Source organism: Dermatobacter hominis, assembly GCF_020715685.1.
Classification (GTDB): Bacteria; Actinomycetota; Acidimicrobiia; order Acidimicrobiales; family Microtrichaceae; genus Dermatobacter; species Dermatobacter hominis.
The window spans coordinates 4,121,113-4,135,304 of the sequence record NZ_CP085840.1 but is presented as its reverse complement, the minus strand read 5'-3'; the positions used below and the strand labels follow the sequence as shown (position 1 = coordinate 4,135,304).

The 14,192-nt window shown below is 73.5% G+C and carries 15 protein-coding genes; 4 read left to right on the top strand and 11 right to left on the bottom strand.

Annotated elements, in window-relative coordinates; translation table 11 throughout:
- Positions 1 to 102: 102 nt before the first annotated feature.
- Both LH044_RS19320 and LH044_RS19315 read right to left on the bottom strand, forming a co-directional pair.
- Positions 103 to 1,068 carry an isopenicillin N synthase family dioxygenase gene (locus tag LH044_RS19320; protein WP_227757272.1) on the bottom strand — a complete coding sequence of 322 codons (966 nt, stop codon included), beginning with the start codon at positions 1,066 to 1,068 and terminating at the stop codon, positions 103 to 105.
- 31 nt (positions 1,069 to 1,099) lie between these two features.
- Positions 1,100 to 2,506, bottom strand: a complete 1,407-nt coding sequence (locus LH044_RS19315) for an MFS transporter (RefSeq protein WP_227757271.1) — start codon at positions 2,504 to 2,506, stop codon at positions 1,100 to 1,102.
- A gap of 112 nt (positions 2,507 to 2,618) precedes the next feature.
- On the opposite strand from LH044_RS19315, the gene LH044_RS19310 reads away from it, so the two are divergent.
- Complete coding sequence (locus LH044_RS19310; RefSeq protein WP_227757270.1) at positions 2,619 to 4,022, top strand: 8-oxoguanine deaminase; 1,404 nt, start codon at positions 2,619 to 2,621, stop codon at positions 4,020 to 4,022.
- Between the two features lie 205 nt (positions 4,023 to 4,227).
- Here LH044_RS19310 and LH044_RS19305 read toward each other — a convergent pair whose 3' ends face one another.
- The 3 genes from LH044_RS19305 to LH044_RS19295 form a co-directional block, all read right to left on the bottom strand.
- The gene (locus LH044_RS19305; RefSeq protein WP_227757269.1) at positions 4,228 to 5,244 is read right to left on the bottom strand and encodes an isopenicillin N synthase family dioxygenase; all 1,017 of its coding nucleotides are present in this window, start codon (positions 5,242 to 5,244) and stop codon (positions 4,228 to 4,230) included.
- Positions 5,245 to 5,323: 79 nt separating this feature from the next.
- The gene (locus LH044_RS19300) at positions 5,324 to 6,031 is read right to left on the bottom strand and encodes a ferritin-like domain-containing protein (protein ID WP_227757268.1); all 708 of its coding nucleotides are present in this window, start codon (positions 6,029 to 6,031) and stop codon (positions 5,324 to 5,326) included.
- A complete protein-coding gene (locus tag LH044_RS19295) occupies positions 6,028 to 7,452 on the bottom strand; it encodes an amidohydrolase family protein (RefSeq protein WP_227757267.1) in 1,425 nt (474 codons plus the stop codon). Before LH044_RS19295 ends, LH044_RS19300 begins: the two co-directional genes overlap by 4 nt.
- A gap of 135 nt (positions 7,453 to 7,587) precedes the next feature.
- On the opposite strand from LH044_RS19295, the gene LH044_RS19290 reads away from it, so the two are divergent.
- Positions 7,588 to 8,421, top strand: a complete 834-nt coding sequence (locus tag LH044_RS19290) for a GNAT family N-acetyltransferase (protein WP_227757266.1) — start codon at positions 7,588 to 7,590, stop codon at positions 8,419 to 8,421.
- Between the two features lie 15 nt (positions 8,422 to 8,436).
- Complete coding sequence (locus LH044_RS19285; protein ID WP_227757265.1) at positions 8,437 to 8,583, top strand: hypothetical protein; 147 nt, start codon at positions 8,437 to 8,439, stop codon at positions 8,581 to 8,583.
- A gap of 28 nt (positions 8,584 to 8,611) precedes the next feature.
- Here the strand turns inward: LH044_RS19285 and LH044_RS19280 are convergent, their stop codons facing one another.
- The gene (locus tag LH044_RS19280; protein ID WP_227757264.1) at positions 8,612 to 8,917 is read right to left on the bottom strand and encodes a 4a-hydroxytetrahydrobiopterin dehydratase; all 306 of its coding nucleotides are present in this window, start codon (positions 8,915 to 8,917) and stop codon (positions 8,612 to 8,614) included.
- A gap of 125 nt (positions 8,918 to 9,042) precedes the next feature.
- Between LH044_RS19280 and LH044_RS19275 the strand changes: the two genes are divergently transcribed.
- Positions 9,043 to 10,014, top strand: a complete 972-nt coding sequence (locus LH044_RS19275; RefSeq protein WP_227757263.1) for an LLM class flavin-dependent oxidoreductase — start codon at positions 9,043 to 9,045, stop codon at positions 10,012 to 10,014.
- A gap of 67 nt (positions 10,015 to 10,081) precedes the next feature.
- Here LH044_RS19275 and LH044_RS19270 read toward each other — a convergent pair whose 3' ends face one another.
- The 5 genes from LH044_RS19270 to LH044_RS19250 all read right to left on the bottom strand — a co-directional run bounded on the left by LH044_RS19270 (position 10,082) and on the right by LH044_RS19250 (position 14,185).
- On the bottom strand, positions 10,082 to 11,062 hold the full coding sequence (locus tag LH044_RS19270) for an acetamidase/formamidase family protein (RefSeq protein ID WP_227757262.1): 981 nt from the start codon (positions 11,060 to 11,062) through the stop codon (positions 10,082 to 10,084).
- Positions 11,063 to 11,200: 138 nt separating this feature from the next.
- On the bottom strand, positions 11,201 to 12,019 hold the full coding sequence (sufC, locus tag LH044_RS19265) for a Fe-S cluster assembly ATPase SufC (RefSeq protein ID WP_227757261.1): 819 nt from the start codon (positions 12,017 to 12,019) through the stop codon (positions 11,201 to 11,203).
- Positions 12,016 to 12,390, bottom strand: a complete 375-nt coding sequence (locus tag LH044_RS19260; protein WP_227757260.1) for a non-heme iron oxygenase ferredoxin subunit — start codon at positions 12,388 to 12,390, stop codon at positions 12,016 to 12,018. The genes sufC and LH044_RS19260 overlap by 4 nt, the downstream gene beginning before the upstream one ends.
- Positions 12,387 to 13,730, bottom strand: coding sequence for a SufB/SufD family protein (locus tag LH044_RS19255; RefSeq protein WP_227757259.1), 1,344 nt, complete (start codon positions 13,728 to 13,730; stop codon positions 12,387 to 12,389). The genes LH044_RS19260 and LH044_RS19255 overlap by 4 nt, the downstream gene beginning before the upstream one ends.
- Before the next feature lie 101 nt (positions 13,731 to 13,831).
- Positions 13,832 to 14,185, bottom strand: a complete 354-nt coding sequence (locus LH044_RS19250; protein WP_227757258.1) for a hypothetical protein — start codon at positions 14,183 to 14,185, stop codon at positions 13,832 to 13,834.
- Between the last annotated feature and the right edge of the window lie 7 nt (positions 14,186 to 14,192).

Genomic DNA, 14,192 nt, shown 5'->3' with positions numbered 1-14,192 from the left:
AGCGTAGGACGCACCCCGCCCGGTCGCTCTGCTCCCGCTCCCCGCCGCTCAGGCGAGCCCCCCGCTCCCCGCCGCTCCGGCGAGCCTCCCGCTCCCCGCCGCTCAGGCGACGGTGATCGCGGCGATCTTCGCCTCGAGGAAGTCCCGCGCCCGGACCGGCTCGAACGCGTCGCCGTCGAGCAGCGGCGCGATCACCGTGTCGTCGTCGGGCTCGCCGAAGAACACGAGCGACATCAGGCCCTCCTCGGGCGTCGCCTCCGACGGCGGCAGCACGCGGTGCCGCGACGAGCGCCAGCGGCCACCCGACCACATCTCGAGCAGGTCGCCCACGTTGATCGTGAGCGAGCCGGGCACGAACTCGGCGTCGTGCCACCCGCCCGCTGCGTCCTGGACCTGGAGGCAGCCCGTCCCGGGCTGGCGGTCGAGGATCGTGACCGTGCCGAAGTCGGTGTGGGGGCCGATGCGGTACTGGTTGTCCTGCACGGGGCCGGTGCGGACGAGCGGGGGGTACCAGTTCACGTTCATCACCGAGTCGGAGCTCGACTCGCGGTCGACGAAGTGCTCCGGGTCGTCGAGGCCGAGGGCCACGGCGCAGATCCGCATCAGCTCGATGTGGAGGTCCTCGACCTGCCGGGTGTACTCGACGACCACGTCGCGCAGGCCGCTCGGCGCCTCGGGCCACGGCGTCGCCATCGACGACGCACGATCGATCGCGTCCATGCCCACCACGAAGGACTCCTTCATGTCGGGCGGAGTGTCCTCGCCGAAGATGTAACCGTTCGCCTCGAGGCCGTAGGGCACCCAGCCCCGGTCGCCGAGCTGGTCGACCCGCACCGCCTCCTTGACCTCCTCGGGGCCGGTGAAGAACTCGAGCAGCTCGGCACGGAGGCGGCCCGGCAGCTCGGGGTCGATGCCGTGGTCGGTGATCACCATGAAGCCCATGTCCGACAGCGAGCGGTCGACGAGCGCTGCGACCTCGGCCCGGCCCTCGTCGGTGCCCGCGAACCACGGCGCGAGCGAGATGGTGAGGATGCCGGCGTCGGACGGCGGGGTCGGTTGCGTGCTCACGGTGCGCTCCTTCGGGGCGAGTGGCGGACGATCACGTCGAGGTCCTCGTCGCCGGCATGCGCCGCGCCGCGAACGAGGCGAGGACGGCGAAGCCGGCGGCGACGAGCATCGTGATGCCGACCGCGGCGCCGAGCTGGTCGTCGAGGCGGGCGATCACGATCGCGGCGGCCGTGGTGCCCAGGGCGGTGCCGAGCAGGTTGGCGAGCTGGACCAGGGCGGTCGCTTCGCCCTCCCGGCCGGCGGGGGCGCCCTCGACGGCGATGACCTGGCAGATCGTGAACACCAGCCCGCAGCCGAACGACCCGAGCGCCGTCGCCGGGTACGCCAGCCAGAACGGCACGACCTCGAACACGAGCGACGCCGCCAGCACCAGTCCGGCGGCCGCCACGACGGCGCCCCCGGCGGCGACGTTCGGCCGGCGGGCCGGCGCGAGCCGGGCCTGCGACCACGAACCGGCCGCCCAGAAGAACGCCGCCACCGTCAGCGGCAGCCCGGCCTCGAGGATCGTCGAGCCCCGCACCTCGCGGAGCAGCAGCGGCAGGAAGTTCTCGGTCGTCAGGTAGGCGGCGCAGGCGGTCAGGGCGCAGGCGATGACCGCCGGCTTGCCCGGGCGGGCCACCCACGTGCCCCGGGGCAGCGTGACGCGGGCCCCCGGGACCAGGACGAGGATCCCCACCGGGATCAGCAGCAACCACCGGGGGTCGGACGCGCTGCCCGCCAGCACGACGATGCCCAGGCCGCCGGCCAGCAGCGCCGGACCCCACGCGGGCGACTCCTCGGCGGCGCCCTCCGCGCCGTCGCCGACCTCGGACAGGTCGAGGGCCGGCCGGCGGATGATCTCGGGGATGAGCAGCGCGGCGCAGAGCGCCAGGATCGGGATGATGCCGCCGAAGATCCAGTGCCAGCCGACGGTCTCGACGAGCGTCGCCGAGATCGTCGGGCCGATCATCCCCGGGATGATGAACACCGCGGACACGACGCCGAGCACCAGCGGCTGGAGTCGCAACGGGTAGTAGCGGGCGATGATGACCAGCTGGAGCGTCAGCGTGGCGCCGGCGCCCAGCCCCACGACGAACCGGCCGGCGGCGACCTGCGCCATCGACGTGGCGAACGAGGTGGCGAGCAGGCCGAGCGAGAAGACCGACAGCGCCAGCACCAGGGGGCGCAGCGTCCCGAACCGGTCGGCCAGGCGGCCGCCGAACGGTGCGGCGAAGACGCTGGCCACGAGCGGCGCCGCGATCGCGGCACCGAACAGCCCGACGCCGCCCACGTCGTCGAGAACCGCCGGCATGGCCGTCGCGGCGCCGACGATCTCGAACGCGTTGCAGCCGAGCAGGACGATCGTGCCGACCGTCAGCACGGCGTAGCGACGGCCGAACAGCTCGGAGAACCGCGCCTTCTCGTCGGGGGCGCGCTCGTCCGACACGGTGATCTCCATCCCGGACAGCTGACCGCGCCCAGGTCACGACCCCGGGTCCGACGTGTTGCACGTCCGTGAACTGTTCAACGAACTGTTGACGCGCCGTCGGCCGGGCAGCACGCTGCGGACGATGTCCGATGCCGGCACCCCGCCCCACGCGGCCCGACCCGCCGACCTGCTGGTCCGGGGCGCCCGGCTGGTGGCGACCGTCGACGACGACCGACGGGAGCTCGCCGGCGGCTGGGTCGCAATCACCGACGGCGCCGTGTCCGGGGTGGGACCGCCGGGGAGCGAGCCCGAGGCGGTCGACCTGCTCGACGCCACCGACTGCCTGGTCACGCCGGGGCTGGTCAACACCCACCACCACCTGTACCAGAACCTGACGAGGGCGCTGCCGCCGGCGACCGGCCAGAAGCTGTTCGACTGGCTCACCACCCTGTACCCGATCTGGGCGCTGCTCGACGAGGAGGCCGCGCACGTCTCGGCGTGGGTCGGGATGGCCGAGCTGGCGCTCGGGGGCTGCACCACCACGAGCGACCACCTCTACGTCCACCCCGACGGCGGCGGCGACCTGATCGCCGCCGAGGTGGCCGCCGCGGTCGACCTCGGCGTCCGGTTCCACGCCACGCGCGGGTCGATGAGCCTGTCGCGCAAGGACGGCGGCCTGCCGCCCGACAGCGTGGTGCAGGAGCCCGACGAGATCCTCGCCGACTCCGAGCGGCTGGTCGGGCGGTTCCACGACGTCGACCCCCTGGCCATGGTCCGGGTGGCGCTGGCGCCGTGCTCGCCGTTCTCGGTGACCCAGCAGCTGATGGTCGACACGGCCGAGCTGGCCGAGCGGCTCGACGTGCGCCTGCACACCCACATCGCCGAGGACCTCGACGAGGACGACTTCTGCCTCGAGCGGTTCGGCTGCCGGCCGATCGAGTACCTGGAGCAGGTGGGCTGGGGCTCGGACCGGACGTGGGTCGCCCACTGCGTCCAGCCGAACGAGGCCGAGGTCGAGCGCCTGGGCGCCTGGGGCACCGGCGTGGCGCACTGCCCGAGCTCGAACATGGTCCTCGGCGTCGGGATCGCCCCGGTCACCGGCTTCCTCGCGGCCGGCGTCCCGGTCGGGCTCGGATGCGACGGCTCGGCGTCGGCCGACTCGGCGTCGCTGTGGACCGAGGCCCGCAACGCGATGCTGCTCGCCAAGCTGCGCGGCGGGGCCGACGCGTTCGACGCCCGTCGGGCGCTCGAGCTGGCGACCCGCGGCGGCGCGGACTGCCTCGGCCGGCGCGGCGAGATCGGCCAGCTGTCGGTGGGCGCCGCCGGCGACCTCGTCGTGTGGGGGCTCGACGGCCCCGCGCACGCCGGGGCGCTGGCCGACCCGGTCGAGGCGCTGCTGCGGTGCGGACCGAACGCGGCGCGCCACACGGTCGTGGCCGGCCGCGTCGTCGTCCGCGACGGCCGGCTCACCCACCCCGGCCTGGACGAGCAGCTCGCGGCGCACCGGGCGGTGGCCACCCGCTGGCAGTCGACGCTGCTCGGCTGACCCGCCCGCCCCGCTCCACCCCGCCCCGACCCGACCGAACCCGACCCGACGCAACCCACCGAACTTGTACGCGACCGACCGGTGGGGCGACCGCCACGTACAAGATCGACGGCGCCCGGCGAACATGCACGTCACCGACCGGTGGGGCGACCGCCACGTACAAGTTCGATGGGGTGGGGGCCGGCGAACCCGGGCCGCGTCCGGGTCAGTAGGTGCGGTCGCCGACCGTGTCGACCTCGAACTCCGACGCCTGCAGCGTCCGAGGGCCGACCAGCTTGGCCATGAGGTGCTCGCCGGCGAGGACCGGCGGGTACTTGGGCGGGTGCTCGTCGTCGCAGCAGGTCGGCAGGCACTCGACCAGCGCGTCGTGGTCGCCGTCGAGGAAGAACGCCGCGGAGCGCCGGAGGGCGGGCCCGTCGGTCTGCGCGGGCGGCGGCACGACCCGGTGCAGGGTCGAGCGCCAGCGGTCGTTGGTCCACTCGGCCAGCAGGTCGCCCAGGTTCACCAGGTAGGCGCCGTCCACCGGCACCACGCCGTGCCACCCGCCGTCGGGGCCCAGGACCTCGAGCCCGGGCACCTGGTCGCCGTAGAGGACCGTCACGATGCCGTAGTCGGTGTGGGCGCCCATGCGCATCTGCTCGGGCAGCGGGTCGGGCGACCCGGGCGCCCGCTCGTAGCGGATCATGCGCAGCGTCTCGGTCGGGTGCCGGCAGCGGTCGACGAAGAACGCCTCGTCGACCCCGAGGGCGACGGCGAAGATCCGGGTCAGCCGCAGCGCCAGGTCGGCCACGGCGTCGAAGTACTCGACGAGCGGCCGGCGCACCGACGGCAGGGCGGGCGGCCAGATGTTGGGCGCCTGCAGGCGGTGCCGCTCGACCGCGACCGCGGGATCGGACTCGTCGACGACGTCGCGTCCGATGTTGAACGCCTCGAACAGGTCGGGCGGCGCGTCGGCGCCGAGGCTGTAGAGCAGCGACTCGGTCCCGAGCGGCGCCCAGCCGCGGTTCACGTCGGCCGAGGGCGGGAGCGTCTCGGACTTGGCCCCGACCGGGAGCGCGAAGAACTCGTCGCAGGCGTCGAGCATCCGCTGGACGACGGCCGGATCGACGCCGTGGCCGACGACCTGCATGAACCCGACGCGGCGCAGGGCGTCGTCGACGGCGGCGGTCACGGCGGCGCGGGCCTCGTGGTCGCCGGTCGACCAGCCGGAGATGTCGACCACCGGGACCTCGAAGCCCCCGGACGGCGCAGACGGGCCCCCGGACGGCGCAGGCGGGAGGGACGGCACGGTCGCAGCCCCCTCAGAGCATCGGGTTGGGGTCGTCGAGGTCGCCGAGGCCGAGCCGGGCCATGCGGCGGTTGTAGGCGATGCGCCCCGCCTGCTCGAGCTCGAACGTGCGCTGCGTGCGCTCCCGGACCCGCTCCCAGTCGTCGTCGTCGCGGCAGTAGGTGATCAGCACCTGCTTGCCGAGGTGGAGGTGGAACTGCTCGTCGGGGATGATCCGGTCGAAGATCTTCTGGACGTCGGCCGGGAGACGGGGCCGGACCTCGAGGAACGCCTGGCAGGCACCGGACTCCCCGGTCACGTTGTGGGCGGCGACGCGCTCGACGGTGTCGGCGCCCGACGGGTACCAGACGTCGAGCCACTCCTCCCACTCCGGCTCGGGCGTCCACCCGTCGAGCGAGGTGACGCCGCGGCGGGCCAGCGCCCGCATGCAGTACTCGTAGTGGTTCGCCTCGTCCTCGACCTGCTGCGCCAGGAGGACGAAGGCGTCGCGCTCGGGCGTGTCGGCGAGCCAGCGGCCGATGAACTCGGCGGCCCGCTTCTCGTAGTACGCCTGGAAGGACAGGTACTCGATCAGCTCGGGCTCCGACATCGACCGGTTGAAGAACGTGCCGCCGTCGTCGTCGCCCAGGGCCGCGCGCCGGCGCTCCAGGTCGTCGACCAGCGCGTCGTAGCGGGCCTGGGCCTCCTGCGGGTCGGGTCGCTGGTCCAGGGTCGTGCTCACGGGACGGGCACCTCGGTGTCGTGGGTGTGGGGGGCGACCTCGGCGAGGCGGGCCGCGTCGCGCTCGGCCAGGTAGGCGTCGCGGCGCTCGAAGAGCTCCTCCGCGGCGGCCTGGGCCTCCGCCATCACGTCGACGACGTCGACGGACAGGACGGCGCCGCCGTCGACGAGCCGGTGGCCGTCGACCCAGACGGAGTCGACGTCGTGGCCGGACGCCGTGAAGACGAGGTGGGCGGCGACGTTCGACCACCGGCCGTGGAGCACGGGCGTGAAGTGCGGCTGGTGCAGGTCGACGGTGATCACGTCGGCCCGCTTCCCGACCTCGAGCGTGCCGGTCACCTCGTCGAGCCCGAGCGCCCGGGCGCCGTCGCGGGTGGCCAGGTCGAGGACGTCCCACGGGTCGCCGGTCGTCGGGTCGAGCGTGGTGACCTTGGCGAGGAGGGACGCGAACTTCATCTCCTCGACGATGTCGAGGTTGTTGTTCTCCTTCTCGCCGTCGGAGCCGATGCCGACGGCGATGCCGGCGGCCCGCATGTCGGCGACGCGCGCCGGGCCCGACGAGAGCTTCATGTTCGAGCACGGGCAGTGGACGGCGCTGGTGCCGGTCTGCGCCAGCAGCTCGATCTCGCGGTCGTCGAGCCAGACGCAGTGGGCGATGACCGTGTGATCGGAGAGGATGCCGCGGTTGTAGAACTCCTCGACGGGTCGGCGGCCGAAGCGGCGCAGCGACTCCTGGACCTCCCAGATGCTCTCGGAGGTGTGGGTGTGGATGCCGGTGTCGTACTCGAGGGCGATCTCCGCCGCCCGCCGGAAGGCCTCGGGCGAGCAGTAGAAGAGGTGCTCCAGGCCGACCCAGGTCCGGACCCGGCCCTCGGACGCGGTGCGGTGGGTGCGGAGCAGGTCGAGGTTCGTCTCGAGCGTCTCGAAGTAGTCGAAGCCGGGGAGGTCGGCGACGTAGGGCACGAGCGTGGCCCGGACGCCGATCTCGTCGGCCGCCTCGGCCGACCCCTGCATGAACCGCCACATGTCCATGACCGAGGTCGTGCCGAACCGCAGCCCCTCGGTGTAGGCCAGACGGCTGGCCGCCTTGGCGATCTCGGGCGTCATCACCTTGTGCGCGGGGTCGACGTAGTTCTCCAGCCAGTCCCACAGCGACATCGACTCCGCGGTGCCGCGGAGCAGGCCGGAGTGGAGGTGGCCGTTGTGCAGCCCGGGCAGGACCGCCATGCCGGTGGCGTCGACCACCTCGGCGCCGGCGGCGGCCGGGTGGGCGTCGACCTCGTCGACCGGTCCGACCGCCACGATCGTGTCGTCGACGAAGAGCACCGAACCGGGGTCCAGCACGGTCTTCGCCCCCTCCATGGGGAGCACGATCCCGTTGCGCAGCAGCGTGGTGGTCACGTCACCCGACGCTCGCAGCATCGATCGAGAGGGTCAACAGACTGTTGATCCGTTTCACGCTCCGTTCACACGATCGGAGCGACCCGGCCGGGGCACCTGCGCCGGCGGGCGGAACCCGGTCGATCCGACCGGCGCCGCACGACCACCATGTCGGCCATGGTCGACCCGCACGACGACGAGCTCGCCGCCCTCGGGCACCTCAACCGCCTCGAGTTCGAGCGGACGCTGGCCCGCTGGTCCGGCGCCGCCGGCGCGGTCGAGGAGCGGTCCGGCGTGCTGACGTGGGCCAGCGCCTCGGACTTCCCGGTGCTGCTCAACGGGGCCGCCGCGCTCGACCCCACCCTCCCGGGCGACGCCGTCGTGCGGGAGGCGACTGCACGGTTCGAGGCGCTCGGCCGGGGGTTCTGCACGCCGCTGCGGGACCTGCACCCCGACGACGAACCGATCCGCGCCGCCGCCGTGGACGCCGGCATGGTGGCGCTGTCGGGCGCGCCGGAGATGGCGGTGGTCGAGCGCGTCGAGGAGCGGGCAGCCGGTGACGGCGTCGAGCTGCGCTGGCTCGACGGTGGGAGTGCCGCAGCGCCGGGATCGGCGGCGGAGGCGGCCGACTTCGTCGCGGTCTCCGATGCGGCGTACCAGAGCCTCGGCATGCCGGCGGGCACGCTGCACACCGCCGTCGCCGCACCGCACCTGATCGACACGCCGGGCACGACGGTGGTCGTCGCGACCGTCGACGGCACGCCGGCGGGCGCCGCCATGGCGCTGCTCAGCCACGGCATCGCCGGCGTCTACTTCGTCGGGACGCTCGAGGCGGCGCGGGGCCGGGGCATCGGCGACCTGGTCACGCGGGCGGTGACCAACCGCGCCTTCGACGAGGGCGCCCGCGCCGTCACGCTGCAGGCATCGCAGATGGGCGAGGCGATCTACGCGCGGATGGGCTACCGGGAGCTGTTCCGGTACACGACGTACGTGCGGTTCCCACCCGCCTGAGCACGAGCCGGGGTTGTGCTCGTCACCCGACGGGAGGACGATCGAACCGGCGGGGTCGACCGAGACAACCCGGCGACGCAGCAGTTCGCCGAGAAGGCGAAGGACGTGTTCGGCGACGCCGTGTTCCGCAACCTCGATGTGCTCGCCGTCTACGAGGACTGACGCCTCGACGAGGACCGACAGCGCCCGCTCAGTCGGCGCCGCAGTCGCGGGCCAGCTCCGACATCCGCCGGGCCAGCTCGACGTCCAGCGCAGTCACCCCGCCCACGTCGTGGGTGACGAGGTCGATGACGACCGTGCTGTAGACGTTCGACCAGTCCGGGTGGTGGTCCATGGCCTGCGCCACGGTCGCGACCGCGGCCATGTAGCCGAAGGCCCTGCTGAAGTCGGCGAAGCGCAGCTCGCGGTGCAGGCGTCCGTCGAGGAGCGCCCAACCCGGCAGGTCGGCGAGGGCGCCGGCGAGCTCGTCGTCGGCCAGCGGCTGGGGTCGCGCCATGCGGCCGAGGCTACGCCCGGGCGGCCGTGCGGTGCTGGCGCGGAGCGCGGGACGCACGCATCGACGACCCGGGCTGGGGCCTCGTCCGCCGCACCCGGCCGGCGACGTGACTAGCTTTCGCCGCCATGGAGCTCAGCTGCGCGTTCCCTCCCCGTCCCGACCTGGTCGAGCTCGTCGTCGTCGCCGAGGAGCTCGGCTACGAGCGGGCGTGGGTCTACGACTCGCCCGGCCTCTACGGCGACGTGTGGATGGCGCTCGCCCGCTGCGCGGACGCGACGTCGCGGATCGGGCTCGGCCCCGGCGTGCTCGTGCCGTCGCTGCGCCACCCGATGGTCAACGCCGCTGCGACTGCCGAGCTGGCCCGGTTGGCGCCGGGCCGGGTCGCGGTCGCGCTGGGCACCGGCTTCACCGGCCGGTTCGTGATGGGCCAGAAGCCGATGACGTGGGCCGCGACCGAGGAGTACCTGCGGCAGTTCGTCGGCCTGCTGCGGGGCGAGACGGTCGAGATCGACGGCGCCGCCTGCCGGATGATCCACCCCGACGGCTTCGTGGCCGACCGCCCGGTCGACGTCGACGTCATCGTCGGCGCCAACGGGCCCAAGGGCCTGGCGGTCGCCGCCGACATCGGGGCCGACGGCGTGATGTCGATCTTCGGTGGCCAGGAGGGCTGGGAGCGCTGCGCGCTGCTGGCCTACGGCACGGTGCTCGAGGAGGGCGAGTCGGTCGGCTCCGAGCGGGTGCTGGACGCGGCGGGGCCCGGCGGCGCGGTCGTGTTCCACGGCATGTACGAGGCCGGCCCGGAGCTGCTCGACGGGTTCGAGGGCGGCGCCGAGTGGCGGACCGCAATCGAGGCCTTCCCCGAGTCGGAGCGGCACCTGCACACCCACGAGGGCCACTTCGTCTCGATGACCGACCGGGACCGGGCGTCGGTGACCCCCGACCTCATCGCGGCCACGACGTGGACCGGCACACCCGACGACCTGCGGGCCCGGCTGGCCGACACCGAGGCCGCCGGCGTGTCCGAGTTCGTGTACGCGCCGATGGGGTCGGACCCGATCCGCGAGCTCCGAGCCGTCCGCTCCCTCTTCGAGATATAGGGGTGCACAGCGACATCCCTTGTCGCGATCCCGACCCCAGAAATCGACGCGGGAAAGACCGGCTCGCTCAGAGGTGGAGCCAGCCCGGCCAGCCGGCGAGCTGCTCGGTCACGTGCCGGGGCACGATCAGGTGCGCCCCGACGACGCCGTTGACGAGCTGCGTCACCCGGACGTCGCAGGCGAGCGAGAACAACCGGTAGGCATCGTGCTCGGTGAGGTGCGACCACTCGGCGACCCGTGACGCGGCATGCGCAATGACGTCCCGGGCGGCAGCGTCGAAGGTGTCGCCGAACCCGAAGAAGACGGTGGCGTCGACGGTGGCCGCCAGCGGGCGGTCGGTGTCGAGCTCGGGACGGCTGGTCAGCCGGACCACGCCCCGCATGGACATCTCGAGCGCGGTCTCGGTGATCTCGCCGTCGCCCTGCGTGCCGTGGCCGTCGCCGATCAGGAAGCCGGCGCCCTCGGTGAACGTGGGGAGGAACAGCCGTGAGCCGGCGACGAGCTCGCGGCAATCGATGTTGCCGCCGAAGGGCCCGGGCGGGATCGTGCCGAGCGTCCCGAGTGCCGGGTCGGGGCGCACCGCGAGCACGCCGAAGAACGGGCGCAGCGGCAACACGATGCCCGACCGCAGCGACAGCACGCCCTCGTCCGCGTCGACGTCGATGAGCTCGATGTCGTACGCGCCCTCCAGCCCGGGCACGCCGTAGCCCTCCCGCACCCCGTTCCAACCGGTCGGAGCGTCCGGCGCGATCTCCAGCAGGTCGACCTGGAGGGTGCAGCCCAGCGGGTGGCCCTCGACGGTGATCGGGCCCAGCACGGGGTGCGGCCCCAGCCAGGCGCCGCCGGCCGCCTCGATCGCCACCATGTCGGGACCCAGCCGTTCGTACGTGTCGAGTCCGAGCGGGGTCCGGGTCAGCGTGCGGACCGCGAACGCCTCGCCGGATCGCACGGTGGCCACCGACGCGGCGCTGCCGTCGAACACCCCGGGTTGGACCGTCGCCGGGGTGGAGGTCAGCTCACGAGTGGCGGCGGTGGTCGACGGCGTCACGTCCCGGACCGTACGCACGTCGGTCGTGCGACGGAACCGCGCCGGGGCGGAGTTCACGCGGCGTTGACGAACGGTGGTGGAGATTTCTCTGGTCCGGATCGCGACAAGGGATGTCGCTGTGCACCCCTATATCCCGGATCAGAGGTCGAAGAAGGGGTCCTCGACCTCCGGGCGGGTCGGCGCGGCGTCCTCGGCCGGCGCCTCGTCCTCGAGGTCGTCGACCCACGCCGCGTAGCCCGACTCCTCGAGCCGGTCGGCGAGCTCCGGCCCGCCCGACTCGAGGATCCGGCCGCGGGCGAAGATGTGCACGACGTCGGGGTGCAGCTCCTGGAGCAGCCTCGTGTAGTGCGTGATCGCCAGCACGCCCAAGGCCTCGCCACCGTCGAGACCGCCGGCCGTGGCGGCCTCGATCCGGCGGGACACCGCGCGCAGGGCGTCGATGTCGAGGCCCGAGTCGACCTCGTCGAGGACGGCGATGCGAGGCTCGAGCACGCCGAGCTGCAGCGTGTCGTTGCGCTTCTTCTCGCCGCCCGACAGGTCGACGTTGAGCGCCCGGTCGAGGAAGCGCCGATCGAACTCGAGCAGGTCGGCCTCGCGCTCCAGGCGGGCGGGCACCAGGGCCGGGTCCCGGCCCGCGGCGGCGTAGGCCTCCTGCAGCACCTCGGCCACCCGGACCCCGGGCACCTCCGTGGGGTACTGCATGGCCAGGTACAGGCCGGCCTTGGCCCGCTCCCACGTGGGGAGCGCGAGCAGGTCGACGCCGTCGAGGGTGACGCTCCCGCCGGTCACCGTGTAGCCCGGCTTGCCCATGAGCACGTGCGACAGCGTCGACTTGCCCGAGCCGTTCGGGCCCATGACCACGTGGACCTCTCCCGAGCGCACGGTCAGCGTGACGCCCTTGAGGATCTCGCGGCCGCTCACCTCGGCGTGCAGGTCGTCGATCACCAGCTCGCTCACGTCAGGGCCTCCCCGTGGTCGGACCCGGGCGACGGGACCGCGACGTCCACCAGCACGCGGCCGTCGACCACCCGGGCGGTGTAGCCCGGCACCGGCCTGACCGCTGGCAACGTCAGCGCGGCGCCGGTGCGCAGGTCGAACTCGCTGCCGTGCTTCGGGCACTCGATCGTGCACGCGTCCTCGTCGACGATGCCGCCCGAGAGCGACACGTCGGCGTGGCTGCACGTGTCGCCGATCGCGTAGACGTCGTCGCCGATGCGCACGACGGAGACCCGGCGACCGCCGACGTCGAACGCGGTGCCCTCCAGGTCGGGCAGGTCGTCGAGCGCGGCGACGTCGACCGACACCACGTCCGAGGGTGTGGCGCTCACGTCGCCGCCGTCCGGCCGAGCGCCCGATCGAGCGTGCGGTCCATGCGCTCGGAGATCGTCGACACGAGCGCCGGCACGGCGAAGTCGTCGAGCACCTCGTCGAAGAAGCCGCCCACCACGAGGCGGTCGGCGACCGACGTCGGCACGCCGCGCGACTCGAGGTAGAAGCGCTGGTCGGGGTCGACCGGGCCCACGGTGGAGGCGTGCGAGCAGTGCACGTCGTTGTTCTCGATCTCGAGGTTCGGGACCGACTCGGCCCACGCGCCGTCGGACAGCTTCAGGTTGCGGTTCGTCTGGAAGGCGTTCGAGCCCCGCGCCCCCGGCGCGATCCGGATCAGCCCCGTGTACACCGAGTGCGACGTGTCGGCGACCCCGCCCTTGAACAGCAGGTTCGACGTGGTGTCGGGCGCCTCGTGGGACTGGAACGTCCGCAGGTCGAGCATCTGGTGGTCCTCGCCGAGGTAGACGCTGGACAGGTTGCCGGTGGCGCCCCGGCCCTGCAGCCGGCAGTCGAGGCGCAGGCGGGCGTAGTCGCCGCCGAGCGCCGCGACCCCCACCTCGAGGGTGGCGTCGCGGTCGACCGTCGCGAGCAGCGAGCCCAGCTGCCAGACCCGCTCGTCGAGGTCCTGGAGCACGGCGTGGCGCAGCCGTGCCGCCGGGGCCACCGACAGCTCGGTCACCGGGGCGACCAGGCTGGTGACCTCGGCCGACAGGTGCACCTCGACGAGCGATGCCTCGGCATCCGCGCCGAGGCGGACCGACAGGCGCGGGAAGGCGGCGATGCCTTCGGTGGCGACGTACGACACGACCGCGAAGGGCCGCTCGACGACCACGCCGGCCGGCACGTCGAGGACCACCGGCTCGACGGAGAGCGCGTCGTTCCAGGCCGCGAACAGGTCGACCGGGTGGTCAGCGGCGTCGCCCAGGACGGCCTCGGCCTCGACGGCGTCGTCGTGGCTCGAGCCGAAGCGGACACCGGCGTCCCACGGCTCGCCCTCGGCCTCGGCGTGCACGACCCGGCCGTCGACGAGGACGACGACGCCCGACAGCGGGCCCAGCTCGGCGAGCACCTCGCCGACGGCGGCGGGCACGTCGATGGTGCCGGGCTCCACCGGATCGGCCGGCGCGGGCGCGAAGCGTTCGAGGTCGAGCTCGGCGATGCGGCTGTAGCGCCACTCCTCGGCCTCGTCGCTCGGCAGCGGCAGGTGACCGGCACGGTCGAGCCCGTCGGCGCGGCGGGCGCGCAGCCAGTCGGGGCCCGGGAGGTCGGCCACGACGAACGGGGGCGCCTCGGCCGCGACCGGCGCGTCGAGGGGGATCTCGGGCAGGGGGTCGGGCACGGGCCAAATTTACACTACGGCCGTAGTGCATATTCAGCCGACAGGGCCGGGCACCCGTCACGTCCGGGCCACCCGGCCGCCGGGTCGTCCGGGCCGGCGGCCTACTTGCGGCGGAAGAACCGCTTCCAGCCGCCCCGGCGGCGATCCTCGCGCTGCTGGTCGGCGTCGACCTCGGCCCGCACCCGCGGCACGGCGGCGTTGACGATGTCCTCGGCCTCGTCGAGCAGCGCCGCGATCGACGGGTCCCCCAGGCTCGGTGGCTCGGGCGGGGTGGGCGGCACCACGAGCGTGCCGTGCGCCCAGTTCACGTCCGCCAGCCGGGGGGTGAACGCCTTGCAGTCCTCGGGGCAGCGCCACGGGGCCTCGGGCGCGAGGTCGAGATCGCACTTCCGGACCGTCTCGCCGTTCGGGTACGTGCGGCTCTCGAAGAACTTGCAGCTCTCGAGCATCGGCATGGTCGAC

Bases quoted from the DNA above. Each gene is read 5' to 3' on its own strand.
- LH044_RS19315 (WP_227757271.1), bottom strand. From the start codon at position 2,506: ATGGAGATCACCGTGTCGGACGAGCGCGCCCCCGACGAGAAGGCGCGG.
- LH044_RS19310 (WP_227757270.1), top strand. From the start codon at position 2,619: ATGTCCGATGCCGGCACCCCGCCCCACGCGGCCCGACCCGCCGACCTG.
- LH044_RS19295 (WP_227757267.1), bottom strand. From the start codon at position 7,452: ATGCTGCGAGCGTCGGGTGACGTGACCACCACGCTGCTGCGCAACGGG.
- LH044_RS19290 (WP_227757266.1), top strand. From the start codon at position 7,588: ATGGTCGACCCGCACGACGACGAGCTCGCCGCCCTCGGGCACCTCAAC.
- LH044_RS19280 (WP_227757264.1), bottom strand. From the start codon at position 8,917: ATGGCGCGACCCCAGCCGCTGGCCGACGACGAGCTCGCCGGCGCCCTC.
- LH044_RS19275 (WP_227757263.1), top strand. From the start codon at position 9,043: ATGGAGCTCAGCTGCGCGTTCCCTCCCCGTCCCGACCTGGTCGAGCTC.
- LH044_RS19250 (WP_227757258.1), bottom strand. From the start codon at position 14,185: ATGCCGATGCTCGAGAGCTGCAAGTTCTTCGAGAGCCGCACGTACCCG.